Raw genomic sequence first — 25,365 nt, 5'->3', positions numbered from 1 at the left:
GTCGCCGCTATCCCGTGCAGGAGCGGCGCCAGCGACACGCCGGCCGTTGCCGTTGTCGTTGTCGTTGTCGTTGTCGTTGTCGTTGTTGTGACGAGCTTGGCGCCGCAGCGAACTTGCGAGAACGCCCTGAAGCCCCGGAGGGCGGGCCGCAGGGATGCGGCCCGTGCGCAGCCAGGCCAGGGATGGCCTGTGCGGAGCAGCCCCGCGCAGACACCGTCCCATAGTGGCTTTTGATTCGAAACAGTTATGGCGTTTTCTTTGGTTACTTTCTTTGTCGCCTTGGACAAAGAAAGTGACCCGGCCGCTTGCGGACGGAAGCTTTGCTTTGAAGCTTTATAAACCTTCGAACACAGACGCCGCGAGCCGCGGCAGCGCGGTCGCGGCTTACGCCGCTCCTACAGGGGCATAGGACAAAGACGCGGCTATGTTGAGCGATGGCGGTCGCGGCTTGTGACCGAAGGAAATCCCTGTGGGACGCCGCTCCTACAGAGGATGGCGATGGCTAAGCCGAATCGATCTCGGCCGCGCGGGCGAGCAGCAGCTCGCGTTCGCGCACGTTGCGGGTCAACGCCGCGGCGCGCTCGAACTCGGCGCGCGCCTCCTCGCGCCGGCCCAGCTTGAGCAACAGATCGCCGCGCACGCTCGGCAGCAGGTGGTACTGCTTCATCGACGGCTCGTCCAGCAGGCTGTCGGCCAGTTGCAGGCCGACCGCCGGACCGAACGCCATCGACAGCGCCACCGCGCGGTTGAGCTCGATCACCGGCGACGGGGTCAGCAAGGCCAGGCGCTGGTACAGCGCGGCGATGCGCGGCCAGGGCGTGTCCTGCGCGGTCGCCGCGCGCGCGTGGCAGGCGGCGATCGCCGCCTGCAGGGTGTACGGGCCGTTGCCGTCGGACAGACGCGCGGCGCGTTCCAGCGCATCCAGGCCGCGCTGGATCTGGATCCGGTCCCAACGCGTGCGGTCCTGGTCCAACAGCAGGATCGGCTGACCGTCCGGACCGGTGCGCGCCTTGGCCCGCGAGGCCTGGATTTCCATCAGCGCGACCAGGCCGTGCACCTCGGCCGCCTTGGGCATCAGCCCGGCCAGGATGCGGCCCAGGCGCAGGGCGTCCTCGCACAGGCCCGGGCGCATCCAGTCGTCGCCGGCGGTGGCCGAATAGCCTTCGTTGAAGACCAGGTAGATCACTTCCAGCACCGAGGCCAGGCGCTGCTCCAGTTCCTCGCCGCGCGGCACCTCGAACGGCACCTGGGCGTCGGCCAGGGTGCGCTTGGCGCGGACGATGCGCTGGGCGATGGTCGGTTCGGCGGCGAGGAAGGCGCGGGCGATCTCGTCGGTGGTCAAACCGCCGAGCAGGCGCAGGGTCAGGGCGACGCGGGCCTCGGTCGACAGCACCGGATGGCAGGAGATGAACACCAGCCGCAGCAGATCGTCGCCGATGTCGTCGTCGAGGCGATCGAAGAAGGCCTCTTCGATCTCGTCCTGGCCGGCTTCGATCTCGCGCCCGATCTCCTCGTGCTTGCGGTCGAGCAGCTTCTTGCGCCGCAGCCGGTCGATCGCGCGGTGCTTGGCGGTCTGCATCAGCCAGGCGCCGGGGTTGTCCGGCACGCCGGTTTCCGGCCAGCGCTCCAGCGCCGAGACCAGAGCGTCCTGGGCCAGTTCCTCGGCCAGGCCAACGTCGCGCACCATCCGGGTCAGGCCGGCGATGACTTTCGCCGACTCGATGCGCCAGACCGCGTCGATGGCGCGATGGGTCGCGCCCAGATTGGAAGAGGTGGCCGTCACGGCGACCGATCAGACCACCTCGCGTGCGCCGGCGCAAGCGCCGTTCGGCCGTTGCCTGCGCTGGACCAAGCACGATCTCAGGGCACGCAGGCCGCTTCGGCGCAGTTGATCATCCACGGCACGCCGAAACGGTCGGCGACGATGCCGTAACGCTGCGCCCAGAAGGTCTGCTGCAGCGGCATCTGCACCGTGCCGCCGTCGGCCAGCGCGGCGAAGATGCGCTCGGCCTCGGCGACCTCGCTCAGGCCCAGGACCACATGGGCGCCGTTCACGCCGCGATACGGATACAGGGCGGTGGCGTCGGTGCCCATCAGCTCGAAGCCGCCGAGCCGATAGCAGCCGTGCATGATCTTGTCGCGTTCCTCCGCGCCGATCTCGTCGCAGCCGGGGTTGTCGGCGAAGGTCATCAGCGCGACGACGTCGCCGCCGAGGGTGCGGGCGTAGAACTCGAAGGCTTGGCGGCAGTCGCCGTCGAACGAGAGGTAGGTGCTCAGTTGCATGGTGGCGGGTTTCCGTAGCGGAGTGGGTGGGTGGGCGAAGGCGGCGGGCGCGCACGGACGCAGCCGGATCGACAGCAGCGGACGCATGCGCCGACGGCGCTTCAGTGGGGGCGGGCGACGGCGCTGTCGGCCGGACGCGGCTCGGTGCGTTGCGGCTCGGCCTCGGCGGCCGGATCGAAATCGACCGTGTCGAACACGCGCCGGATCTCGATCTGCGAACGCAGGCCGTCGGGGTTGGGCACGCGCTTGACCCATTCCACCGCCTCTTCCAGCGAACGCGCCTGGATCAGCCAGAACCCGGCCACCAGTTGCTCGGTCTCCGGGAACGGGCCGGCGATCACCCGGCGGGCGGCGCCGTCGAAATGCACCCGCGCACCTTGCGCGCTGGGGCGCAGACCCTCGGCGGCGAGCAATACGCCGGCGCGGACCAGAGCCTGGTTGTAGGCGCCCATCGCCTGCAACAGCGCCGGGTCGGGCGGCCGGCCCGACTCGCTGTCCGGGTCGGCCTTCACTATCAGCATGAATTTCATCGTCGTCTCCTGGCAGGGAGGACCCGGAACCGGGCGCTCACAGGGACGACGAATCGGCAGCGGCAGAATCGACAGGCCGCCCGACACGCCGGCGCGGCAAAAAAATCGCGGTCCGTCGCACCGCGGGTGGACGGACCGCGAACAAGCGCGCCGGGCTTGGGGAGACCGGCGCGTGGAGGTCCGCGCCAGCGCAGGCGTCGTCCGGCCGTGGCCGTGCGCCTGTCGCATCGATGGTTCGGTTCGACCTTAATCGCTGGCGCTCGCGGCGAACCGGACCGGTGTCCGGTAACGCGGCGAACGCGTTTGCCGAAGTTGCCGGGTTGCTGGGCGCCGCACCGGACGTCCGCCAACCAAGTCCGTTGCCGTTGCCGTTGCCGTTGCCGTTGCCGTGAAGAGCCTGGCGCAGAACCGAACTCGCGAGGACAAAAGCAGCCCCGGAGGGCGGCCCGCAGGGATGCGGGCCGTGCGCAGCCAGGCCATGGATGGCCTGTGCGGAGCAGCCCCGCGCAGGCCTCGTCCCATAGTGGCTTTTGATTCGAAACAGCCATGGCGTTTTCTTTGGTCACTTTCTTTGTCGCCTTGGACAAAGAAAGTGACCCGGCCGCTTGCGGACGGAAGCTTTGCTTTGAAGCTTTGAGGCCTTAGAAACCTTCGAACGGCACACGCCGCGAGACCGCAGCAGCGCGGTCGCGGCTCACGCCGCTCCTACCCTTCGCGATGGTTTCGGGCTTCGATCGATGACATCGCCGTTGGATTCTCTGCGCGTCCATTGGTCGCGGCTCACGCCGCTCCTACAGGGGGCGCAGGACAAACACGCGGCGAAGGGGCGAGATGGCGATTGCCCCTGCGACGGTTTCGGGCTTCGGCCAGAAGGATGAGCCGCGCTTCAGGCGCGCGGCGATTTGGGCTTGGCGGGCGCGGATACCGCCGGCCGGGCGACGGTGCGGCGGATCGCGTTGGCCAACGGACTGGGCAGACCGCAGCATGGTGGCGGCGCGGTCGCCGCCGGCGCGCGTTTGCGGCCGCCGCTGCCGGCGTCAGCCATGGACGCGGCCCGAGCCGCGCTCAACCGGCGTCGCGGCCATCGTGCGCCCCGTTCGCCGCCTGCCACTGCTGCAGGTAGTCGTCGAGCCGGTCCAGCCGCTGATCCCAGAACTCCCGATAGCGATCGAGCCAACCGGAGATCTCCTGCAACCGCGCCGGTTCCAGCCGGCACGGCCGCCACTGCGCCTCGCGGCCGCGCGCGATCAGCCCGGCCCGCTCGAGCACCTTGATGTGCTTGGAGATCGCCGGCAGGCTCATGGCGAAGGGTTCGGCCAGCTCGGTCACGCCGGCCTCGCCTTGCGCCAGGCGCGCCAGGATCGCGCGCCGGGTCGGGTCGGCCAGGGCCGCAAAGGTACTGCTGAGCGAATCGACGGACATGTCGCTGAACCGAGAGGTTAAATAGCCGAGTCGTTGATAAGCCTGCACCAAAAGGGTGTCAAGCCACCGTCGTCATGAGCTTGGCGTGCAGGCCCCCGCCGGGCCGCTGCGCCCCGCCCTTCAGGACTTCATGCCGCCGGCCGGGCCTCGCCGGCGCGCGCGGCGTCCACAGACCGCGGCCATGCTCGCAATACGGCCCGGAGCCGAGGCCGGCCGTCGCTGCTTCGCTAACCCAAGGACGGCCGATCCGATGCCGCCTGTCCCGCTCGACGCAGTGCGCGCCTGCTGATCGCACCGGTGCAGCCGCGGGCGGCGCCGAAACGCGCCGCGTCTGTACGGCGCCGGCGCATGCCTCCCGACTCGAGCTGATCCGCGCCGCCGAGCGGCGCGCGCCTCATTCGTAAGGCGCGTGCTCCAGGCCCTGCGAGGCCAGGATGTGGTTGATGTGCGAGACGACGTGGCCGCGCTCCGGGCGCGGGGTCACCGTCAGCAGGCGTTCGACCAGACTGTCGACGCGGCTCCAGAACACTTCGTCGTCGCGCCAATGCCGGCGCCACAACGGCAACGCCGCGCGCAGCTGGCACAGATCGCCGTCGAGTTCGGCTCGGGTTCGATGCATCTCACTTCCCCTCCGCAACGGCGGGCCGGAACCCGCCACGCTGTCGACCGCCCAAGGACGGCCTTGGCAACACCAGTCCATGCTGGGGGCGCATGGACGCTTTACCGCCAACCGACCGCCGTCCCCTCCATGGTCCGACGTCCACTTCCGCGGCGCTCCTGAGTTCGAACGTGGGAGCGCGGTGTTTTCCCCACCTTAGGTCAGGACCGGCCTGCCGATAAAGTGATGACGCTCACAATAGCAAAGCTTGGAGCTGATGAGCGGTAGGCGGGAGGGGCGACAGCGGCGGATCCGACCCTGGCCTCAGGCCGGATCGGCGGCCGTCGGCGTGGCCTGCGCGTTCGCCCGCAGGCGTTCGCGCAGGCGCAGCCCCGGTCGCTCGACCAGGTAATGCAGCGCGGCCCCGGCTAGCAAGGCGCTGCCGGCGTAGACCGCGAACGCAAGCAGGCCGTGCGGCTCCAGCGCATCGCCGTAAGCGCGCGCGACCATGCCGAATACCGCCTTGTGGGTCAGGTAGAGGCTGAACGACGCCGCCGCCAGCCAGGCCGCGCCTGGCACGCGCAGGCGTCCGCTCCAGCGGTGCTCGGCGCTGCCCGCCGCGACCAGCAGGGCCAGGCCGAGGGACAGCACCGGAAAACCGAACACCGAGGCCTGCAGCCCGAGGCGTTCGCGCGAGAGCCAGATCGCCACGCCGACCAGGGCCAGGCCGAGCAGGACCAGACTGCCGGCACGACGCTGCAGGGCCTGCCATGCCGCCGGACGATAAGCGCGCAACGCGGCCAACAACACGCCGGCGAGCAGGCCGTCCAGGCGCATCCAGGTCGGGTAATAGATCCGCTCGACCCAGGCGTTGGCGCCATCGTCCACGCTCGCCTGCCAGACCGCGGCGCGCAGCGCCATGCCGCCGCCGACCAGCAACGCCGCCAGCAGCACGGTCTTCCACATCGCCGGCCGTCGGGTCAGCAGCAGCGCCAGGGCCGGAAACAGCAGATAGAAATGCTCTTCCACGCACAGCGACCAGGCGTGCGAGAACGCTTTGTTGTGTTCGTAGTCGATCAGCAGGTTGACGCTGAAGCTGAGGAACTGCCACGCCGGCTGCATGCCCGGCCGCTCGCGGAACGCCGGCAGCCACAGGTACAGCGCCAACACCACCCAGAACGCGGGCAGCACGCGCAGCGCGCGGCGCAGATAGAAATCGCCGAACGCCAGCGGCTCGCCGCGGCTCAACGGCCGCAGCACCTGCCAGCCGATCAGATAGCCGCTGAGTACGAAAAACAGATCCACGCCCATCCAGCCGAACTGCGACATCGGCATATACGGCGAGCCGAGTCCGGCTCCGGCGGCGTGGAAGAACATCACCCAAACGATCGCGATCGCGCGCAGCAGATCGAGGCCGGGCAGTCGGCTCATCTAATGGTCCTGAAGTTGGGAGTAAGGCAGACGGTGTGGCTGCGATCGCATCGCGACATTGCATCGCGACGTAGAGACCGCACACACAGTCTGCGCTCGGCGCAGGACGGCAACAAGAGGTTTTGCAAGCGCAAACGGTTTGGGTTGCCACGTTTGGTTGGGAATCGGGAATCGGGAGTTGGGAGTTGGGAGTTGGGAGTTGGAGATCGGTGATCGGTGATCCGCCAACAGCATGAAGCGGCGCCTCGCATCGAAGCGGCCATCGCCGTTCCCCCCTTTGAAAAAGGGGGGGCAGGGGGGATTTGCTTTGGCTTTGGCTTTGGCTTTGGCTTTGGATTTGGATTTGGATTTGGATTTGGATTTGGCTTGCCCATCGTTGCCGAAACAGCGAACGGCAAAAGCAAATCCCCCCCTGCCCCCCTTTTTCAAAGGGGGGAACGTTCTTTGTAGGGAACCGAGTCGGCGTGGGGAGGCGGGGGCGCTTTCGGCGCTGCGGCGCGATGGGCGTGCGGCGCAATGACTACGGGGACCTAGGGTCGCCCCGAGGATGCCCCCGCCGCGGCGGAGGATTAGCGTCTGCACAGGCGCACCGTGCCGGTGCGGGGTTTCTGCTGGGAGAAGGTCCATGCTGGGAGGGCTGCCAAACTTGTTCGGGGGCGGCAACCGGCCGTCCCTGCCCGGCCTGGGCGGGCCCAACGGGCTGCCCGATCCCCTGGGCCTGGGCGGCGACCACGGCAATGGCCACGGTCCCGGCGGCAACGGCCCGCCGGGCCTGGACGGCGGCCTGCCGCCCGGCCTGGCCAAGCCGCACGACGGCGGCCCGAATCCGGGCGGCAACGTCGACTCGGGCAATCACCACGGCGGCGACCACAACAACGCCGGCAACGGGCCCTCGCCGTCGGGCACCAACCCGACCACGCCCGACACCGCCAATACCTCCAACCACAACACCCCGAACGTGGTCAGCTCGGGCTCGCCGATCGACGACCAGATCGCCGCGTATCCGAGCCGGCTGCTGCCCGGCCAGTCGGCGCACGGCGCGAATTCGGCGCAGGCCTTCAACCAGGCCACCCAGTACCCGGCGCCGACCCTGTCCGAGCGCGCCCTGAGCAGCTTCGCCGCCTCGCCGGCGGCGATGAACCGCGCCGACGCGGTGCCGGCCAACGTCAACGTGCTGCAGGCCGCGCCTAACCAGACCGCCGCATTGCCGACCCCGGTCGCCAGCGCCCAGGCCGCGAGCCAGGCCCAGGCCGCCGCGCCGGCGCTGGCGATGCCGCCGGCGCATGCCAATGCGGTGCCCGCCGCGCCGATGGCGGCGATGGCGCACGGCGAATCGCTGGCCGCGCAGCAGAGCCTGCTCAACCAGTTGGCGATGATGCAGAAGCTCGGCCAGCCGCCGGCGGCGGTCGCGGCCAATGCCGCGGCGGCGCACGCCGAGAACGCGACCGCGCCGAACGTGATTCCGCTGACCGTCAACACCTCGGCCAACGACCCGCGCGGCCTGCCGACCGCGCTCAACGACCGCGTGCAGTTGCTGCGCGGCGACAGCGCGCTCAACGGCGGCGCCTACCTCGGCGAAGGGCCGCTGCGGCGGCCGCTGGGCCGCGGCGCGCGCGTCGACGCGGCCTCGCTGACCTATTGGCTGTGGACGCTGGGGCGCGGCGGCGTGCATCGCCCGACCCACGAGAACCAGCCCAACCGCGAAGTGCTGCGCGCGCTGCAATGGCTGTTCTGGCTGCTGACCGTGGTCGCCTATGCCTGCCTGGCGACGGCGCTGATCATGCTGCTGCCGACCGGCGAGCTGGTCAGCGACCGGGCCGCCACCGCCGGCGGCGGCGGCGCGCTGATGATCGGCGTGGTGGTCGCCGCGGGCGCCTGGCTGCTGGGGCGGCGGTTGAACCGGCGCGGGTGAGTCGCGTCTGAATCGTCCCCAGGTTGGACCGGCCGCGGCGCTGTCTGCGGCCGATGGGGCGGACGAGGCCCTTCGATGGGCGGCGCGGCGCTTCGATCGGTGACACCGTTTCATGGAGCGTCTGCGCGCTCCCGTCGCGGCTTATGACCGAAGGAAATCCCTGTGGGACGCCGCTCCTACAGGCGATGGTGCTCGGCGTCGATGGGCGACGACGGCCGGGCGATGCCTGCGCGTCCTGGGTCGCGGCTTGCGCCGCTCCTATCCCTGGTGGCGTCGTCTCGGTCGGCAGCGAAGCGGTTGCGCGTCTGCGCGTCCCCGTCGCGGCTTATGACCGAAGGAAATGCCTGTGGGACGCCGCTCCTACAGGCGATGGCGCCCGGCGTCGATGGACGACGACGGCCGGGCGGTGCCTGCACGTTCTGGGTCGCGGCTCGCGCCGCTCCTACCCCTTTGTTCGCGCGACTTGTCAGCTGCCGTGCAAATGCCCGGACGAATCCCCAATACCGAATCACCAATCCCGCCCCCCGCACAAACGAAAACGCCGGGCCCGAAGGCCCGGCGTTCGCGCGACTCGGAGTCGGTGCGGCTTGAGCGCTTAGTTGCGCTTGGCCATCGCGCCCTGGGCTTCGCCCATGGTCTTCAGCGCGGTGCTGACGGCGTTGATGAACATCGAGTACATCTGGCTCTGCACGGTCAGCTCGGTCGAGTCGGCCGCGGTCGGCTTGTCGCCGATGGCCTCGGCCTTGTTCATGAGCGCTTCGCCGGCCTTTTCGATCAGCTTGCCCATCGCGGTGGCGAACGCCACCAGCCAGCCGCCCGCCGCGCCTGCACGGCCGCCGCGCTTGGAACCGCCGGTCTCGTCGACGCCGGCGCTATCGACCATCTGCTGCTGCGAAAACTGAGCGTACGAGGCATTGATGTCCGACATGACACTCTCCCTGGTGATTTGGCGATATCAGCCGCTTGTCGCGTTTCGGTGCGGAAGCGGGATTGAATGACTTGGTGGGTGAATTATCGGCCCGGGCCGAAGCCTGTACAGCTGGGGCGTTCCCTAGGGGAAACCGGGCCGAGGGGCGCGGAATGTGAGGGCTCTCACGCTCCGCGCCGAGCCGGGTTCAGCGGTAGGTCTTGACCGGGCGCTTGGCGCCCAGCGAGGACGGCAGGCCCGCCGGCGGCGCCGGGGTCGCACTGCTGCCTTTGCTGCCCGCGTTTTCGCCGTCGGCCTGCGACTGCAGCCACTCCAGCGCCTGCTCCTCGCCGTCGCGCTGGCGGCGCTGGGCGAACTCGAGCGCGCGCTTCACGGTCGGGTTGTTCAGCGGCTCGGCGAAGGCCTTGCTGAGCCCGTCGCGGTCGCCGGCCTGGATGACCCGGTTCTCCTGCAGCACGTCCAGGGTCTGGCTGAGGTTGGCCATCAGCGCCTGCGGGTCGGCGACATCGTCCGGCTTGGCTTCGTCGAGGGCGCGGGTGAAGTGGTGCATCAGCGCGTCGCGATCGGCCGCGTCGATGCCGGACTGCTCGCGCAGCAGGGCCTCGAAGTCGGCGACCATCTGATCGCGCTGCTCCTGGGTCGGGGTGAAGGGCTGGGACATCGGACTCTCCTGTCGCAACTGATGGTGAAAACGAAACGTATTCGAACGGAACAGTAGACAACGCGCCCGCGCCGCATCGGAAGCGCACCCGCGCCGATCTTCGACGCGGTGCGGATTTCCGTCGCGACCGCGCAGTATCGCCAGTCGCGCGCGGCGGCGAATCCTCGGGCCGCCCCCAGGTCGGCGCGCCGCTCAGCGCTTGGGCGCGAAGCCTCCGTCGCGCAATGCCACCGCGCGGAAATCGATGCCGACCGTGCGTCCGATCGCGGTCATGCCGTCGCGCAGGCTGGCGCGCTCGGCCGGGCCGCGCGCGTTCTGCCAGGCGGCGTTGGCCAAGGTCGCGATCAGGCCGTACAGCTCGGCCGCTTCCTGCAATTGCTGCGGCCGCATCGAGGTCAGCTTCTGTCCGCGCGCCAGGCTGTCGGCCAGGCGCGCGCGCAAGCCGGCGAACGCCGCCTGGTGATCGCTGCGCGCGCCGTCGTTGGCCAGGGTCCAGCCGTAGACCATGAAGGCGTTGAGCACGTCGCCGAAGTTGCGGGTGGAGTAGCCGTGCGCGCGCAGGCGCTGGCCGAACTGGGCCTGCAACCGGCCGGACTGCAGGGCCTGCAGCACTTGCTCGCGGTCGTCGCCGCCGATCTGCCGCGCCAGCAGGGCGCGGAACTGCGGATGGCGCTCGAAGGCGCCGTCGATGTCGCGCAGCACCTCGCTGTCCAGGCTCGGCCGGCGCCCGGTCAGGCTGTCGGCGAAAGCGGCGTTGAGCGCCGCCGACACCGCCGGCTGCGGGGCGAAGGCGAGGCTGTCCAGTTGCGCGGCGGCGCTGCGCGCCGGGGCCGGCTTGGGCGTGGTGCGCAGCGGCGCGCGCCGGTCGCCGCGCTCGGGTTCGGCCTCGCCGCGGTGGCGCATGATCTGCGAATGGGTATAGGCGCCGACGCCGTCGATCAGCGGCGCGTTGTCCTGCGCCGCGGCGGCGCTCATGCCGGCCGCGCACAGCGACGCGGCCAGGGCGGCGCGCAGCGCGGCGGCGTGAACGGCTGCATGAACGGCAATAGTCGTGGACGGGGCCATGGCGGTCTCCTGCCGCGCGCCGACGAGGGCGCGCGGCGCGAGCGGCTCGCGGTCAGCCGTGGAAATGCGGATCGATGCTGAGCTGGCCGAGGTTGCGCGCCGCGAAGCGGCGCGCCAGTTCCGGTCCGGCCTCGCGGATCGCATCAAAGCTGGAGCGCGAACGCACGTCGGCGCGCAACTGCCAGCCCTCGGCGGTCTTGGTCAGCAGCAAGTCGGTGCCCGGCAGGGTGTCGTCGGCCAGACGCAACAGGACCTGGTTGTCTTCGCCGCTGGCGCCGCCGTCGCTGACCGCGAGCTGGCGCACGTGGCGCTCGACCAGGTCGGCGAACGCGGCCGCGTTCGAGGTCGGCTGGGTCGGCTGGGTCTGGGTGGCGGCGTCGCGCATCGCCAACTGCGCCTGCCACATCGCCGACGCCTCGGCCGGCGGCAGCGAGGCATCGGCGCGTTCGCCGCCGGCCTGGCGCGATTCCTCATGGCCGCGTTCGCCGACCGCGTGATGGCGGGCGGTGTTGGTCGCGGCGCGCTCGCGCACCGAGTCGCCGATCAGGCGCTGGCTGGTCTGCTCGGCGGCCTCGCCCTCGCCTTCCAGCAGGCCGAAGCCGCTGTCCTGGGCCGCGTCCTGGCTCTGCGCGCCGGACTGGGCGAACGCGCCCTGGCGCTGCTGCATCAGGTGGCGGAACTGGTCGACGCTCTCCGGCGCGGCCGGCTGGCGCGGCTGTTCGCGCGGCTGTTTGGCCTGCTCGGCGGCCTCATTGCGCTTGGCCGAATCGGATTCGGACGACGAGGAGCTGTTGCGGATCATGCTCATGGCGACCTCGGTTCAGAAGGGGCCGTTCGTATGCTGGCGCTGGGCCATCATCAGATCGGCGGTGAGGGCTTCCTCGCGGCGCTGGTGCTGCAGGTTCTGCTCCTTGCGCCACAAGTCCTTGCGTTTTTCCAGCGCGTCCAGCCGCGCCTTGGCGCGGAAGAACGCCTTGCGCGACTCGTCCAGCGCCGCTTCGGCCTCGCGCAGCTTGCCCTGCGCTTCCTGCAGGCGCTGCTGGGCGGCGACGCCGAGCTCGCCGAGGTGGTCGATATGCGCTTCGCGCTGCGACATCGCCATCGGCCAGGGCACGCCCGGCGGCGGCGGATCCAGCAGCCGCAGGCGCTGCGCCGCGCGCTCGTCGCGGATCGCGTCGATCTCGCCCTGGATGCGGGTGCAGGCGTCCTGCTTCTCCTGCACCTGGCGCTGGCGCTCGAGCACCAGCATCCGCGCCGTCTCGACCCGGTGCGCGCGCAGTTGCAGCAGCGTGTGCAGGGGATAGCGCTTCATGCGAACAACCTGCGCAAGGCGTCGATGGACTGCTTGTAGTCGGCCAGGTCGCCGGAGGGCTGCTGCAGCAGCTTGCGGATCGGGCCGATCTTCTCGATCGCGATGTCGGCCTCCGGGTCGCTGCCGCGCTTGTACTCGCCCAGCTGCAGCAGCAGTTCGATGTCCTGGTGTTTGGCCAGGTACTTGCGCAACTGGCCGGCGGCGCGCTGGTGGGCCTCGTCGGCCACCCGCGGCATGGTGCGGCTGAGGCTGACCAGCACGTCGATGGCCGGGTAGTGGTAGGCCGCGGCGAGCTTGCGCGACAGCACGATGTGGCCGTCGAGGATCGAGCGCACTTCCTCGGCGACCGGGTCGTCGCCGTCCTCGCCTTCCATCAGCACGGTGTAGAACGCGGTGATGCTGCCCTTGTCGTTGTTGCCGGCGCGCTCGAACAGGCGCGGCATCTGGCTGAACACCGACGGCGGGAAGCCGCGCCGCGCCGGCGGTTCGCCGATCGCCAGGCCGACGTCGCGCAGGGCGCGGGCGAAGCGGGTCACCGAGTCGACCAGCAGCATCACCCGCTTGCCGCGGTCGCGGAAGTATTCGGCGATGGCGGTCGCGACCCAGGCCGCGCGGCTGCGCTCCAGCGCCGGCCGATCGGAGGTGGCGACGACGATGATCGACTTCTGCAACCCGGCTTCGCCGAGGTTGTCGTGAATGAATTCGTTGACCTCGCGGCCGCGCTCGCCGACCAGGGCGATCACGTTGACGTCGGCGTCGCCGCCGCGCGCGAGCATGCCCAGCAGGGTGCTCTTGCCGCCGCCGGCGACGGCGAAGATGCCCAGGCGCTGGCCGACGCCGGCGGTGATCAGGGTGTCGAGCGCGCGCACGCCGGTGGCGAACGGGCGCTCGATCAGCTGCCGCGCCAGCGGATTGGGCGAGGCGGCGTAGATCGGCACTTGCACGGTCGGGCCGAGGCCGCCGCGGCCGTCGAGCGGCTCGCCGTTGGCGTCGAGGATGCGCCCGAGCAGGCCGTCGCCGCAGCGCACCGAGGCCTGGCGGCCGGTGGCGACGACTTCGGTGTCGTGGGCGACGCCGTCGAGCGGGCCGAGCGGAGTCAGCAGGGTGTACTGGCGCGACACGCCGACCACTTCGGCGGCGAGGCGGAACTGGCGGTCGCGCGGACTGCGCAGCTCGCACAGCTCGCCGATCATCGCCTTCAGCCCGGTGGCGCGGATCATGGTGCCGTAGGCCTCGGCGACCTTGCCCACGCGCACCACCTTGGGCACCCGCGCCAGCGCGGCGATCAGCGGGTCCTGCTGCGACACCGGCGTGGGCGCCGGCTGCAGCACCAGGCGCGGCAGGCTGCTCATCGCCCGCTCCGCGCGTGGCGGCGGGCGGCGTTCACGGCGCCGGCTCCGCGTGTTCGGCGCCGTACTCGGCGCCCGACAGGGCCAGGCGGATCGCCTCGATCTGCTGGGCCACGCCGGCGCGCACTTCGCCGACTTCCGAGACCACCACGCAGCTGAGCTTGTCCAGGCTTTCGTCGTCGACCAGCTCGATCACCCCGACCACCGGGTGCGCCTGGCGCACCAGGCCCAAGCCCTTGGCGACTTCCTCGCGCACGCTGGGGTGGACCCGGATCAGCAGGAACTGTTCGGCCTGGGCGGCCTCGACCGCGTGCATCACCAGCGGCGGCACCACGCTGCGCGCGTCGAAATCGGGCGAGATCCGCGAGACGATCGCGCAGGCCAGCTCGGTGACCCGGCTGCCGGCGTCGGCGAGCACGCGCGCGCGGCGTTCGTTGAGGTCGGCCAGCTGCTGCGCCATCTGTTGCTGGGCGCGCGCCAGGCCTTCGGCGAAGCCGGCCGCATAGCCGGCCTCGCGGGCTTGCTTGATCTCTTCGCCGGCCTCGGCGTACAGCGCGTTGACCCGCGCCAGCATCTGGTCGAGTTCGGCGATCGCGTTCCACTGCCTGGCCGGCACCACGGTGCCGGCGACGGCGCGTTCGAACTGGCGCCGCTCGAACACCGCCACGGTCGCGCCGCCGCGGCCGGGCTGGAGCCGGCGGGCGCTGCCGTCGGCGGCGCTCGCCGCGGCGGAAGCGGCGGACGGCGTGGCGACGGAGGCGAGCGGGTCGGCGTGCATGGCGGTTCCGGAACGGGGCGCGCGGCGGCTCAGGCGGCCAGCGGACGCGCGCCGTGGTGGGCGTAGAGACGTTCGACCGCTTCCGGCGGCAGGTGCCCGCGCAGATTGGAAGCGGCCTCATGGGTGGTGCGCGGCAGCAGCAGCCGCGACCAGTCGGCCAGGCCGGGGTCGCGGCGTTCGGCCCACAGCCGCAACTCGGTGCGGCCGCGCCGGTCGAGCAGGTCGAACAGCAGGTGATCGTCGTCGCTGGCGCGCAGCGCCGCGTCGAGTTCGGCGCTCAGCTGGGCGCCGAGCTGGGCCTGGACCTTGCCGTCCCAGACCAGGCTGTCGAGCGCCAGCAGGTAGCTGTTGTCCAGCGCCTGCTTGAGCCGGCGCACCGGCTCGCGCCGGACTTCGGAGCGTATCGCCGGCGCGTAGGCGAGCGCACCGAGGTCGCGCACCAGCCGGTTCATGCGCTGGCGCGGCCAACGCCGCGCGGCGGCGCCGAAACCGTCGCCAGGCTGCGGCGCCAACAGCGCCGGCGCGTCGGCGGCGAGCCAGCGCGCGACCAGGCGGCGGCCGAGCGCGCTGCCGCGCGCGTGGTCGAGCAGTTCCGGCGCGAGCGCGTCCTCGCCGACGCCGATCCAGCTCGGATCGACTTCGGCCAGGATCGTCTTCAGCGCCGTCGCGCTCATCCGTTCCATACCCCGCTGCGGGCGTTGCTGACCGGCTCGGCGGCGGCGCCGAAGCGCGAACGCATGCGGGTCAGGAAGAACGCGGCGATGGCCAGCAGCACCAGCACCGCGCCGCCGATGATGACCGCGCTGAGGTCGATCGAGCCGAGCACGGCCGCGAACGGCCCGCCGCTCTGATGCACCTTGGGCGGTGCGGTCACGGTGAAGAACTTCACCGTCACCTTGTTGACGTCGTCCAGGCCCTCGACGCTGTCCTTGACGAACACTTTGATGTCGGTCTCGCGGTCGCGCAGGCTCTGGCCCGGGCGCTCGAACACCAGCACCGAAGCCGAAGAGTCCTGGACGTTGCCGCCGAGCGGATCGCGGTCCGGCAGGGCGATGTGCACGCGCGCCTCGACCACCCCGTCGATGCGCGAAAGCGTGCGCGAGAGTTCCTGCGACAGGCCGTAGAGGTAGCGCGCCTTTTCTTCCAGCGCGGAGGAGGCGAAGCCCTCCTTCTTGAACACCTCGCCGAGCGAGCGGTACTGGGCGCGCGGCAGGCCGCGCGAGTTCAGCACCTGCATCGCGTACGGAATGTCGCCGCGATTGACCATGACCTCCCAGCCGGTCTTGCTCGGCGAGGGGTCCTTTTCGGCGGGGATGCCGGCGTCCAGCAACGCCGCCATCAGTTCGTTCGCCTGCTGCTCGTCCAACTGGCTGTACAGCGTGGTGCGCGTGCAGCCGATCATCAGCAGGCAGGCCAGCAGGGCCGCCACGACTCGTACCGCGTTGAAGCCTGAGGCCCTACCCATGCATCCCCCGTTGGATGACGAATTACGACTGCTGACGGAACAGCTGCTGGATGCCGTCCGACGTGCGATTGGCGACGTTCGAGGTGAGCTGCGAGGTGAACATGAACTGGTGGCAGCGCATGGTCATCTGGATCATCTCGCCCGGCGTCAGGTCCGCGGCGTTGGCCGACATGGTCTTGGACATGGCGTCGATCTTGTCGGCGCCGCCGTTGAGGTTGTCGAGCGCGGCGAGCACGGCGCGCGTGCCCTGCGAGGGCTCGGTGGCGCCGGTCGCGGCGGTCTGGGCGCTGCCGCCCTGCGCCGCCGGCGAGGCGCCGCGGTCGAACGCTGCGGCGAACTCGCGTACGTCGTAGGCCGAGGCCTGCGGCGACTGGGCCGGCGAGGCCGCGGCCGGCTGAGCGGCGGGAGCCGCGACTTGAATGGCTTCGATCATGGCCCTGTTCTCCTGAAACGTGGGGTCCGAACGAACAAAGAAACGAAACGACGCTCGACGCTGCGGCCGTCGCCCGCCCCGCACCACCGCCGACGCCCGGGTCCGAGGACCCGGGTGCCGTTCCGGCAGGCTGCGGCGACGTCGGGCCGCGAGGCGCCGATATCAGCCGCTGCGCGAGGCCAGCGTCTTCAGCGAATCGCCGACGCTGTTCTGCGAGGTGGCGGCGTTGTTGGAGATGAACTGCATGCGCAGGCTCTCCGCGGTCAGCGCGACCATGCTCGAAGGCTGGTCGTTGCCGCCGCCGATCTGGCCGGACAGGTCGGTGATGCGCGCGGCCTGCGAGTCCAGGGTGGCGCCCCAGGCCTTGGACATGGCTTCGTACCAGCTGCCGCCGCCACCGCCGCCGACGGCACCGCCGCCGCCGCCGCGCGACACGCTGACGTTGTTGGAGTTGTTGGCGTTGGCGATGAACGTGTTCACCAGGCCGGCGCCGTTGGCGGGGTTAACCGTGTTGTTGCTCATTGACGTCTCTCCTGCGGAGTGCGGCGAGGCCGCTGAATGGCGTGGAACTACGGATGGATGTTGCCGAGCCTAATGAAACCGGTTCGTGAGTCGCGAAACCACCTAGTGAAAACCCTGGGTCCCCCTAGCGCCGGGTCGCGGCCGGCTTGGCCGGCGCTTCGGCGACCGCGGCCGGAGCCGCGGCGGGCTTGGCCGGCGGCGCCTGAACCGGGCCGGCGGCGGTGGCCTGCGGCGCCGTCGCGGGCGTAGGCGTAGCGGCTGGCGCGGCCGCAGCGGTGCCGCTCGGCGCCGGCGCGGCCGCAGGCTCGCTCGCGGGCGCGGCGGCGGCGGCCAGCTCGGCCGCGGTCAGCGGCTTGGCCTTGATCTCTTCGGCCAGGTTGGTCAGCTTGTTCATCGCCCAGACCTTGGCCCCGATCACCATCAGGTTGCGGCCGTCGGGCAGCGTATCGCCGGCCTCGTACTTGTTGCCGTCGACGTCGACCACGTGCGGCGACTCGCCGCGCACGATCTGCACGATCCGGGTCGGCTCGCTGCTGGCCGGCTTCTTGGCCGGCTCGGGCAGGCTCGGCCCGGCCGCGGGCTGGTCGGACAGATTGCGCGGGATCACCCGGCGCACGCCGTTGACGTCGCGCATCGCGCGCGAGGCGACCGCGCGCCGGAACGCCTCTTCGTCTTCGAAGCGGCCGGCGACTTCGACGTCGCCGTTGCCCAGGTATTTGGTTTCGGTGCTCAGGCCCTGGCTGCGCAGCACCTCGCGCACGTCGGCGGCGATGTCGTCGCCGGTGCGCAGGTCCAGGCGCGCGGCGACGTTGTCGGTGGCCAGGCGCTTGCGGATCATCTCGCGGGTGGCGGCGTCCTTGACCGTGCCGGTCACCACCACGCTGCCGTCCTCGTGCTCGACCACCCGGCCGCCGAGGATCGAGAACTCCTTGATCAGCGGCGTGGCCAGTTCGGTCGCGGTGGGCTCCTTCTCGAAGCCCGGCATCACCGCCGCGGCGATCGCCACCGACACCAGCGACAGCGCGGCCAGGCCGGCGATCAGCGGCAGATGGCGCATCGACGAGCGCGGCGGGCGGGCGGTGTCGCTGAGGTGCTGCGGCAGGATCGCGGCCCAGGCCGGATCCTCGGCGGCGCCGACCGCGAGCGAGGCGCTGCCCAGGTCGACGCGCTGCATCGCGCTGAGTTCGGCCGGGTCGCCCGGGGTCAGCGACTGGCCGTCGATCTGCAGCGGCGCGTCGACCGCGCGCAGCGAGATCGTGCCGCCCATGCGCATGATGAAAGCGTGGTGCGGAGCGACGCCGGGGTCGGACAGGACGATGTCGCAGTCGCTGCCGCTGCCGATCAACAGGGTTTCCTGCGCCGACAACGGCCGGCTGGCGCCGGCGTGCAGGCCGGAGACGATGCGCAGCACGCTCACCGCGGGCGCGGCGGCGGGGCGCGGCTCGCGGCCGGCGTCGATGGTGGGTTCGGTGTTCGGGTCGGGGGAAGACATGGCGGACTCCTACTCGGCGCCGCCATGGCAGGCGGCGCAACGGGCCGGGACGCGCGATGCGCGCGGGACTGCCGGCCGAAGATGGACAGGAAGGGCTGCGCGGCGATGGAGGGGACGGCTGGGCATCGTCGGGGCTCCGTCAGGCGTTGACCTGGCCCGCCTGCACGATCCGCAGATCGGGCGCGAGTTCCTGGTAGGACAACACCGGCAGTTCGAAGAAATCGATCTCCAGCAGCTTGCGCAGATGGCGGCGAACGTCCAGTGAACACAGCAGCACCGGCTTGACTCCGTCGGCCTGGCGGCCCAGATGCGAACGCACCTCGGCGCCGAGCCGGCCGGCCAACTCGGGCGAGATCGCCAGCTGGGTCGCCCCGCCGGTGACGCGCACCGACTGGCGCAGGCGATCCTCCAGTTCGGGATGGATCAGCAGCACCTGCATGGTGCGTTCGCCGTCGGCGTAGCGGTCGGCGATTTCGCGTTTCAGCGCGACCCGCACGTATTCGGTCAGCAGGACCACGTCCTTCTCGCGCCCGCCGACGTCGGTGATCGCCTCGAACGCGTCGCGCAGGTTGCGGATCGGCACGCCCTCCTCGACCAGCCGGCGCAGCACGTCGGCGACCCGCTGCGGCGCGACCACGCGCAGCATTTCCTTGACCAGGTCGGGGTAGTCGCGCTGCATGCGCCCGAACAGGTTGGAGGTTTCCTGGATGCCGATGAAGCTGCCCATGCGCCGTTCCAGCGCCGCACGGCAGTGCTCGACCACCGTGCTCAGGCCGTCGCGGATGTCGCCGCCGGTCTGGCCGGTCCATTCGCCGGCCAGCGGCGGGAAGAACCCGGCCAGCTTGGGCGCGTTGGCATCGCCGGCGCGGGCCGGGCGGAATTGCGCGTTCGGCGACAGCCGGCCGAAGGCGATGCGCGCGCCGAACGCGGTCAGGCGGTAGCCGCCGAGGCCGTCGCCGTTGTCCAGCTCGGCGGCGATGCGCAGGCTCGGCACCGGCAGCGGCACGCCGTACTCCTCGCGCAGCCGGCGCGCGACCTCGACCAGACGGGTGCGCGCGGCGGTCTCGCCGAACGCGGCCGCCAGCGACGGCGACAGCTCCAGCTGCAACGGCGCCGGCGGCGCGACTTCGTCCTGGTTGACCGGCTTCTCGTCGACCGCCAGCTCGCCCTCGGGCACCTTGAACGCGCGCCGCAGCACCGCATGGTGGTGCCGGTAGCGCCAGGCGGCGACGCCGAGCAGCACCAGCGACAGCAACAGGAATACCGGCTTGGGGAAGCCCGGCACGAACACCATGCCGAACGACAGGCAGCCGGTGATCAGCAGCACGCGCGGCTGGCCGGAGACCTGGCGGGTGATCGACTCGCCGAGGTGGCGGTCGTCCTCGTCGCCGGCGGTGCGGGTCACCACCAGGCCGGCGGCGATCGTGGCCAGGATGGCCGGGATCTGCGAGACCAGGCCGTCGCCGATGGTCAGGATGCTGTAGGTGTGGGTCGCGTCGCTGAGCGGCATGCCCTTCTGCAGCACGCCGATCGCCAGGCCGCCGAGCAGGTTGATGATGATGATGACGATGCCGGCGATGGCGTCGCCCTTGACGAACTTCATCGCGCCGTCGAGGCTGCCGTGCAGTTGGCTTTCCACTTCCAGCAGGCGGCGCTTGCGCTTGGCCTCGTCCTTGTCGATCAGGCCGGCGCGCAGGTCCGAGTCGATCGACAGCTGCTTGCCGGGCATGGCGTCGAGGGTGAAGCGCGCGGCGACCTCGGCCACGCGCTCGGCGCCCTTGGCGATGACGATGAACTGGACCACGGTGATGATCAGGAACACCACGAAGCCGACCACCAGGTTGCCGCCGGCGACCAGGCTGCCGAAGGTCTCGACGATGTGGCCGCCGTTGGCTTCGAGCAGGATCGAGCGGGTGATCGCGATCGACAGCGACAGGCGGAACAGCGTGGTCAGCAGCAGCACGCTGGGGAAACTGGAGAACGCGACCGGGGTCGGAATGTACAGCGCGATCAGCAACAGGCCGAAGCCGATCGCGATGTTGACCGCGACCAGGGTGTCGATGATCGCCAGCGGCAGCGGCAGGATCATCACCCCGATGATGGTCACCGCGGCCGCGGCCAGGACCACGTCGCTGTAGCCCGCGCGGCGACGCGGCTGGGTGCCGGGCGGTGCGGCGATCAACGAGCTCAGCAATGCGCGCATTCGGTCAGCCCCGGACCCTGGCGATGGAGACGGCGACGATCGTGGCGGGGCCGTGCGGGCGCGCAGACGGGGACGCGCCAGCCCGCGGGGTCTGGCCGCGGCTGACGATCGGAAGGAAGTCGGCCCTGTCTCGAACGGTGAAAGCAGTCACTGCTTTGTCACGTATCCCTGAGCACCCATGCATGGCGCCTGTCCTCAACACGATCCCGGTTCGGACGGCCGATACTAAGTGCTGTTTGTCATCATTTGTATGAACGAGATGCAATTTGTACGACTTGCGCACAATCACGCCAACTTGTTCACGGACGGCTACATTCGCGCGCATTCATGGCTATTTTTGTGAGCGCGTGCGCAATTGCGTCACCGCGTTCGACTAACGTAGGGTCCGGTTGGTCACGATTCGGGTTCGGCCGCGGACGAGGCCTGTTCCGCGTTGCGATCCGGGGCTGGTCCGGCATCGGCCGCCGCCGGAGCGATGTCGGCGGGGTCGAGTTCGGCGATCAGGTTCGGCGATTGCCCGCCGACGCCGATCGCCAGGGCGCGGCCGCTGCGCGTGCGCAGCACCACGATGCGTTCGCGCGGGCCGACCGGCAGCACCTGCAGGATCGTTAACGGCGCATCGCGCGCGGTCAGGCCATGGCGCTTGCGCAGGTAGTACAGGACCGCGACCAGGCCGACCAGGACCACCGCCACTGGCAGCATGATCGATAGCAGTTCGAAGAAGAACGACGGCGGTTCGGCAGGGCTCGCGGGTTTGGCGGCAGGCGCCGCCGCGGCCGGCAACGGCCAGACGGCCAGGGCGATGCAAAGGCGTAGCAGCGGGCGCGACAGGAAAGGGATGGGCATGACGAGTCGGGACGGAACCGGAACAGGGAATGCGCGGCCGACGTCGCCGCGGCGCCATACCGTAGCAGCCCGCAGCGCCGCCGCCACCTTCGTCGCGCTTCACGCCGCGCAGCGCCGGCCCGGGACAATGATGTGAGCATGGTCACGACTTCTTCCCAGTCCACCGGTCCGCGCGCCGCGCCGGCCGCACCGGCCCAGGCCGGCCTGCTCGAAGCGGTGCCGTTCGCCTGCGCCCTGTTCGGCGCCGACGGCGGCCTGCTGGCCGGCAACGCGCGCTACCGCGAGGAGTTCGGCGAATTGGCCGAGCACGGCCAGCGCGAGGCCCTGCTCGCGCGCCTGCACGGCGGCGGCGAGGACGAGGCGCCGCGCGAGGTGCGCGCGCCGCACAGCGGCCGCTGGTACGCCCTGCATTGGGGCCGCGCCGAACACCAGGACGCGCCGGCGCAGGTGCTGACCGCCATCGACATCAGCGAACGCATCGAGGCCTTGGACTCGCACAAGACCCGCCAGGAGAAGCTGCTGTTCACCTCGCGCATGATGTCGGTCGGCGAGATGGCCGCGACCCTGGCGCACGAGCTGAACCAGCCGCTCGCGGCGATCATGAATTACTTGAACGGCAGCCTGCGCCTGGTCGAGCAGGCCGGCGGCCCGGTCCAGGTCGAACGCGCCCTGCAGGCCGCGCGCACCCAGGCCGAGCACGCCAGCGCGGTGATCGCGCGGGTGCGCGAGTTCGTGCGCGCGCGCGAGCCGCGCCGCGACGCCCACGACCTGGGCCAGATCGCCGCGACCGTGCTCGAGCTGCTGCGGCTGGAGGCCGAGCGCCTGCAGTTGCGCATCGACCTGGGCCTGCCGGCGCAGCTGGCGCCGGTGTTCGCCGACCGGGTGATGATCGAGCAGGTGCTGCTGAACCTGGTCAAGAACGCGATCGAGGCGATGCGCGACATCCCGACCGCGCAGCGCGAGCTGCGCATCGACGCGCGCATGAACCTCGACGACCAGGTCGAGGTGCGGGTGTCCGACCGCGGCGCCGGGCTCAGCCCGGCCGAGCAGGACCAGCTGTTCTCGCCGTTCTTCACCACCAAGACCGACGGCCTCGGCATCGGCCTGGCGATCTGCCGCTCGATCGTCGAGTACCACCAGGGCCGGCTGTTCTTCGAACCGCGCGAGGGCGGCGGCAGCGTGTTCGGCTTCACCCTGCCGCGCTACGAGGCCCGCAATTGATGGCCTGGGTTGCGCCTTTGGCCACGGGCATGACAAAGGTCACGACCGCCGCCCCGGCCTGTCGGGTTATATCGTCGCGCCCGGATCCGCTCCGCGCGCCGGACCGGCCTCGGCCTCGATGCGCGCACCGCCGATGACGCCGATGACCCCGTCCCGCGCCCCGTTCGTCCCCGCCGCCGGCTCCGCCGGGCGCGCGGGCGCGTGCCGTGCGCGGCGCCGGGGCGCGAGGGTTCGCCCATGACCGAAGCTCGGATCTACCTGATCGACGACAACGACGGCTTCCGCGAGTCGACCGCCTGGCTGCTGGAAACCGCCGGATTCGAAGTGCTGGCCTACCCCTCGGGCCCGGCCTTCCTGGAGACCTTCGCCGGCGAACGCCAGGGCGGCGGCGGCGCGCAGTGCATCGTCAGCGACATCCGCATGCCGCTGATGAGCGGGCTGCAGCTGCAGGAAGAGCTGCGCCGGCGCGGCATCGGCCTGCCGCTGGTGTTCGTGACCGCGCACGGCGACGTGCCGTTGGCGGTCGAGGCGATGCGCAAGGGCGCGTCCAACTTCCTCGAGAAGCCCTTCAACGACGACACCCTGATCGACGCGCTGCGCACCGCGATGGCCCACGCCCGCCAGCACGCCGGCGCCGACGGCGGCGACGACCGCCTGTCCCGGCTCAGCCCGCGCGAGCGCCAGGTCATGGACCTGGTGGTGGCGAGCAAGCCGAACAAGATCATCGCCGACGTGCTCGGCATCAGCGTCAAGACCGTGGAACTGCATCGATCGAACATGATGAACAAACTCGGGGTACGCTCGCTGCCCGAACTGATGAAGGTGGCGCTGGGACATGGTTGAGACGAGCGAAGCGATCGCGCCCGCCGCGCATCCCGCCGCCGCGCCGGTGCGCGGACGCCTGCCGGCGCTGCACCCCTGGCAGGCCGAAGCCCTGCGCGACGTGTTCGCGCTGCGCCAGCGCTGGCCGACCCGCGACGGCGCCTGGCTGCAGTTCGTGCCGGCGCAGCCGGTGCACGGCGAGGTCTTCACCCTGGAAGGCGACGGCGCGCGGATCAAGCTGCATTTCGAAAGCAGCCTGAGCCAGGAGGCCGACACCGGCCTGCACTGGAGCGATTACCAGGGCCGCTCGCGCCTGCTGGCCTGGAGCCTGGCCCACGAGGCGCAGCTGATGAAGCTCAGCCAGGCCATCGACGTGGCGCTGATTCCGGTCGCCGACGACAACGACCCGATCCGCGCCGCCCACGCCGAAGCCGAGGCCGAACTCGACGGGCTGTGGCTGGCGTTCGCGATCGCCGATCCCTCCGGCCAGCACCTGCTCAGCCGCGGCACCCTGCGCCTGCCGGTGAACTGGGTCGGGCAGTTGCTGTCGCGCTCGGACATCGTCGAATCGGCCCAGGACCCCAACGCGCTGGCGCGCTGGGGCGACCTGCCGGTGCCGGTCGCGCTGCGCTGGAACGGCCCGCAGCTGCGTTACGACCATTTCCGCCAGTTGCGTCCGGGCGACGTGCTGGTGATCGGCAACGCCCAGCGCCCGCCGCCGGTGCAGGCGCACGTGCCCGGCTACGCCTGGCCGCTGAGCGCGAACGCCGACGGCTGGCGCATCGACGGCCCGCCCTTGACCCTTGCCACGCACCAGGAGACTTCCGCGATGTCCGACACCGAGTCCGCCGCCCCCGAGTCCGCGGAACCCACTGCGCCCGACGTGCCGGTCCGGCTCGACTTCGACCTCGGCCGGCTGGAATGCAAATACCAGGAACTGGCGGGCTTCCAGCCCGGCTACGTGTTCGCCCTGCCCTCGCGGCTGGAAGGCGCGAACGTGGTGATCCGCGCCAACGGCCGCGACGCCGGGCGCGGCGAGATCGTCGCGGTCGGCGACACCCTGGGCGTGCGGCTGATCAGCTGGAGCTGACCGATGGATTTCAGTTCGTTCTCGCCGGCGCTGGTGCTGGTGACGGTGGTCAGCCTGGCGCTGGCCCCGTTCGTCGCGGTCATGGTGACCTCGTTCACCAAGATCGTGGTCGTGCTGAGCCTGCTGCGCAACGCGCTGGGCCTGCAGCAGGTGCCGCCGAACGTGGTCATCAACGGCCTGGCGATCGTGCTGTCGATCTACGTGATGTATCCGGTGATCCTGGAGACCCATGACGCGATCAACGCGCGCATGAGCGGCCAGCCGGCGGCGAGCGCGACCCAGGGCCAGCCGCCGGGCACCGGCGCGCCGCCCGCGGCCGCTGCGGCGACTGCAGCGCCGACCGCAGCCGCCCCCGCCGGCGCAGCGCCCGCGGCTGTACCGGCCGGCACGGCCGCGCCGGCCGCAACCGCGCCGGGCGCGCTGGCCGCCAACACCAGCGTCGGCTTCAGCACCACCGCCACCCCGGTCGCCGCGCCGCCGGCCGCTCCGGCCGCGGCCGCCGGCGCGAGCAAGCCGCCCTCGGCCCTGCTCAGCTCCGGCGGCAAGATGGACACCGCGCGCCTGCTGGCGCTGATGGACGCCGGCAAGGAGCCGCTGCGCAAGTTCCTGATCAAGCACTCCAGCGACGCCGAGCGCGCGTTCTTCCTGCGCAGCGCCCAGCGCCTGCTGCCGCCGGCCGCGCGCGGCGACATCTCGGTCAACGACTTCATCGTCGTGATTCCAGCCTTCACCGTCAGCGAGCTCACCGCCGCGTTCCAGATCGGCTTCCTGATCTTCCTGCCGTTCCTGATCATCGACCTGGTGGTGTCCAACATCCTGCTCTCGCTGGGCATGATGATGCTGTCCCCGACCACCGTCTCGCTGCCGTTCAAGCTGCTGCTGTTCGTGCTGATCGGCGGCTGGGCCAAGCTGGTGCATGGCTTGGTGTTGACCTATGGCGGGTGAGGCCGGGAGTCGGGAATGGGGAATCGGGAATCGTGAGAGCGGCTTTGGCCGCGTCCA

The 25,365-nt window shown here is 70.8% G+C and carries 26 protein-coding genes; 6 read left to right on the top strand and 20 right to left on the bottom strand.

The window, feature by feature from the left end; all coding sequences use genetic code 11:
- Nucleotides 1-502 precede the first annotated feature (502 nt).
- The 6 genes from K4L06_RS08020 to K4L06_RS07995 all read right to left on the bottom strand — a co-directional run bounded on the left by K4L06_RS08020 (nt 503) and on the right by K4L06_RS07995 (nt 6,264).
- A complete protein-coding gene (locus tag K4L06_RS08020; protein ID WP_221670897.1) occupies nt 503-1,783 on the bottom strand; it encodes an RNA polymerase sigma factor in 1,281 nt (426 codons plus the stop codon).
- Between the two features lie 77 nt (nt 1,784-1,860).
- Nucleotides 1,861-2,283 carry a VOC family protein gene (locus tag K4L06_RS08015; protein ID WP_221670896.1) on the bottom strand — a complete coding sequence of 141 codons (423 nt, stop codon included), beginning with the start codon at nt 2,281-2,283 and terminating at the stop codon, nt 1,861-1,863.
- Between the two features lie 101 nt (nt 2,284-2,384).
- On the bottom strand, nt 2,385-2,813 hold the full coding sequence (locus K4L06_RS08010; RefSeq protein WP_221670895.1) for a YciI family protein: 429 nt from the start codon (nt 2,811-2,813) through the stop codon (nt 2,385-2,387).
- Between the two features lie 1,065 nt (nt 2,814-3,878).
- Entirely contained in the window at nt 3,879-4,235 is a 357-nt protein-coding gene (locus K4L06_RS08005) for a metalloregulator ArsR/SmtB family transcription factor (protein WP_221670894.1), read from the bottom strand.
- A 394-nt stretch (nt 4,236-4,629) separates the two neighbouring features.
- Nucleotides 4,630-4,854 carry a hypothetical protein gene (locus K4L06_RS08000; protein WP_064748800.1) on the bottom strand — a complete coding sequence of 75 codons (225 nt, stop codon included), beginning with the start codon at nt 4,852-4,854 and terminating at the stop codon, nt 4,630-4,632.
- Nucleotides 4,855-5,157: 303 nt separating this feature from the next.
- The gene (locus tag K4L06_RS07995) at nt 5,158-6,264 is read right to left on the bottom strand and encodes an acyltransferase (RefSeq protein ID WP_221670893.1); all 1,107 of its coding nucleotides are present in this window, start codon (nt 6,262-6,264) and stop codon (nt 5,158-5,160) included.
- 216 nt (nt 6,265-6,480) lie between these two features.
- On the opposite strand from K4L06_RS07995, the gene K4L06_RS07990 reads away from it, so the two are divergent.
- Both K4L06_RS07990 and K4L06_RS07985 read left to right on the top strand, forming a co-directional pair.
- Entirely contained in the window at nt 6,481-6,714 is a 234-nt protein-coding gene (locus tag K4L06_RS07990) for a hypothetical protein (RefSeq protein ID WP_221670892.1), read from the top strand.
- Between the two features lie 196 nt (nt 6,715-6,910).
- Nucleotides 6,911-8,176 carry a hypothetical protein gene (locus K4L06_RS07985; protein WP_221670891.1) on the top strand — a complete coding sequence of 422 codons (1,266 nt, stop codon included), beginning with the start codon at nt 6,911-6,913 and terminating at the stop codon, nt 8,174-8,176.
- Nucleotides 8,177-8,771: 595 nt separating this feature from the next.
- Here K4L06_RS07985 and K4L06_RS07980 read toward each other — a convergent pair.
- From K4L06_RS07980 to K4L06_RS07915, 14 genes are all read right to left on the bottom strand, one after another.
- Entirely contained in the window at nt 8,772-9,104 is a 333-nt protein-coding gene (locus K4L06_RS07980) for a hypothetical protein (protein ID WP_064748030.1), read from the bottom strand.
- Between the two features lie 187 nt (nt 9,105-9,291).
- Nucleotides 9,292-9,765 (bottom strand): hypothetical protein, encoded by a 474-nt coding sequence (locus K4L06_RS07975; protein ID WP_221670890.1) that lies wholly within the window; start codon nt 9,763-9,765, stop codon nt 9,292-9,294.
- A gap of 192 nt (nt 9,766-9,957) precedes the next feature.
- The gene (locus tag K4L06_RS07970) at nt 9,958-10,830 is read right to left on the bottom strand and encodes a hypothetical protein (RefSeq protein ID WP_221670889.1); all 873 of its coding nucleotides are present in this window, start codon (nt 10,828-10,830) and stop codon (nt 9,958-9,960) included.
- Between the two features lie 52 nt (nt 10,831-10,882).
- Nucleotides 10,883-11,638, bottom strand: a complete 756-nt coding sequence (locus tag K4L06_RS07965) for a hypothetical protein (protein ID WP_221670888.1) — start codon at nt 11,636-11,638, stop codon at nt 10,883-10,885.
- A gap of 12 nt (nt 11,639-11,650) precedes the next feature.
- Nucleotides 11,651-12,142 (bottom strand): hypothetical protein, encoded by a 492-nt coding sequence (locus tag K4L06_RS07960; protein ID WP_221670887.1) that lies wholly within the window; start codon nt 12,140-12,142, stop codon nt 11,651-11,653.
- On the bottom strand, nt 12,139-13,494 hold the full coding sequence (locus K4L06_RS07955) for a FliI/YscN family ATPase (RefSeq protein ID WP_221670886.1): 1,356 nt from the start codon (nt 13,492-13,494) through the stop codon (nt 12,139-12,141). The genes K4L06_RS07960 and K4L06_RS07955 overlap by 4 nt, the downstream gene beginning before the upstream one ends.
- Nucleotides 13,495-13,525: 31 nt before the next feature.
- On the bottom strand, nt 13,526-14,269 hold the full coding sequence (locus K4L06_RS07950; protein WP_221670885.1) for a FliH/SctL family protein: 744 nt from the start codon (nt 14,267-14,269) through the stop codon (nt 13,526-13,528).
- A 29-nt stretch (nt 14,270-14,298) separates the two neighbouring features.
- Nucleotides 14,299-14,943: a hypothetical protein gene (locus K4L06_RS07945; RefSeq protein ID WP_221670884.1), complete on the bottom strand. Its 645-nt coding sequence runs from the start codon at nt 14,941-14,943 to the stop codon at nt 14,299-14,301.
- A complete protein-coding gene (gene sctJ / locus K4L06_RS07940; RefSeq protein WP_221670883.1) occupies nt 14,940-15,734 on the bottom strand; it encodes a type III secretion inner membrane ring lipoprotein SctJ in 795 nt (264 codons plus the stop codon). The genes K4L06_RS07945 and sctJ overlap by 4 nt, the downstream gene beginning before the upstream one ends.
- A gap of 22 nt (nt 15,735-15,756) precedes the next feature.
- Entirely contained in the window at nt 15,757-16,167 is a 411-nt protein-coding gene (locus K4L06_RS07935; protein ID WP_221670882.1) for a hypothetical protein, read from the bottom strand.
- A gap of 162 nt (nt 16,168-16,329) precedes the next feature.
- Nucleotides 16,330-16,689, bottom strand: coding sequence for a hypothetical protein (locus K4L06_RS07930; RefSeq protein ID WP_221670881.1), 360 nt, complete (start codon nt 16,687-16,689; stop codon nt 16,330-16,332).
- A gap of 124 nt (nt 16,690-16,813) precedes the next feature.
- Nucleotides 16,814-18,181: a type III secretion system inner membrane ring subunit SctD gene (sctD, locus tag K4L06_RS07925; RefSeq protein WP_221670880.1), complete on the bottom strand. Its 1,368-nt coding sequence runs from the start codon at nt 18,179-18,181 to the stop codon at nt 16,814-16,816.
- A 139-nt stretch (nt 18,182-18,320) separates the two neighbouring features.
- Nucleotides 18,321-20,384: an FHIPEP family type III secretion protein gene (locus tag K4L06_RS07920; protein WP_221670879.1), complete on the bottom strand. Its 2,064-nt coding sequence runs from the start codon at nt 20,382-20,384 to the stop codon at nt 18,321-18,323.
- Nucleotides 20,385-20,777: 393 nt separating this feature from the next.
- Nucleotides 20,778-21,230, bottom strand: coding sequence for a flagellar biosynthetic protein FliO (locus K4L06_RS07915; RefSeq protein WP_221670878.1), 453 nt, complete (start codon nt 21,228-21,230; stop codon nt 20,778-20,780).
- Between the two features lie 138 nt (nt 21,231-21,368).
- Between K4L06_RS07915 and K4L06_RS07910 the strand changes: the two genes are divergently transcribed.
- From K4L06_RS07910 to K4L06_RS22725, 4 genes are all read left to right on the top strand, one after another.
- Complete coding sequence (locus tag K4L06_RS07910; protein WP_221670877.1) at nt 21,369-22,451, top strand: ATP-binding protein; 1,083 nt, start codon at nt 21,369-21,371, stop codon at nt 22,449-22,451.
- 237 nt (nt 22,452-22,688) lie between these two features.
- Entirely contained in the window at nt 22,689-23,294 is a 606-nt protein-coding gene (locus K4L06_RS07905) for a response regulator (RefSeq protein ID WP_221670876.1), read from the top strand.
- Entirely contained in the window at nt 23,287-24,363 is a 1,077-nt protein-coding gene (gene sctQ, locus K4L06_RS07900; protein ID WP_221670875.1) for a type III secretion system cytoplasmic ring protein SctQ, read from the top strand. Before K4L06_RS07905 ends, sctQ begins: the two co-directional genes overlap by 8 nt.
- Before the next feature lie 3 nt (nt 24,364-24,366).
- On the top strand, nt 24,367-25,308 hold the full coding sequence (locus K4L06_RS22725) for an EscR/YscR/HrcR family type III secretion system export apparatus protein (RefSeq protein ID WP_305068577.1): 942 nt from the start codon (nt 24,367-24,369) through the stop codon (nt 25,306-25,308).
- Nucleotides 25,309-25,365 lie beyond the last annotated feature (57 nt).

Source organism: Lysobacter sp. BMK333-48F3 (assembly GCF_019733395.1).
Lineage (GTDB): Bacteria > Pseudomonadota > Gammaproteobacteria > Xanthomonadales > Xanthomonadaceae > Lysobacter.
This window is presented reverse-complemented; position numbering and strand designations above follow the sequence as displayed.